General features: G+C 68.5%; 1 protein-coding gene. It reads left to right on the top strand.

The annotated features are described in order from the left end of the window. On the top strand, positions 1–356 hold a 356-nt coding region (locus AC559T_RS17530), incomplete at both ends, for a TCP-1/cpn60 chaperonin family protein (RefSeq protein ID WP_498869421.1).

The following is a 356-nucleotide window of genomic DNA, read 5'->3' as shown; positions in this document are numbered from 1 at the left end:
GAGGCACGGCGCGGCCTGGAGCGCGGCATGAACCAGCTGGCCGACGCGGTCAAGGTCACGCTCGGCCCCAAGGGTCGCAACGTCGTGCTGGAGAAGAAGTGGGGCGTCCCCACGATCACCAACGACGGCGTCAGCATCGCCAAGGAGATCGAGCTCGAGGACCCGTACGAGAAGATCGGCGCGGAGCTCGTCAAGGAAGTCGCGAAGAAGACCAACGACGTCGCGGGTGACGGCACCACCACCGCCACGATCCTCGCCCAGGCTCTGGTGCGCGAGGGCCTGCGCAACGTCGCCGCCGGCGCGAACCCGATCGGCCTGAAGAAGGGCATCGAGGCCGCCGTCGAGCGTGTCTCCGA

Origin of the sequence: Frankia sp. Hr75.2 (assembly GCF_949319125.1) — a bacterium.
Taxonomy (GTDB): Bacteria; Actinomycetota; Actinomycetes; order Frankiales; family Frankiaceae; genus Parafrankia; species Parafrankia soli.
Note: the sequence above shows the minus strand (reverse complement) of the source record. Positions and strands in the feature narration are given on the sequence as shown.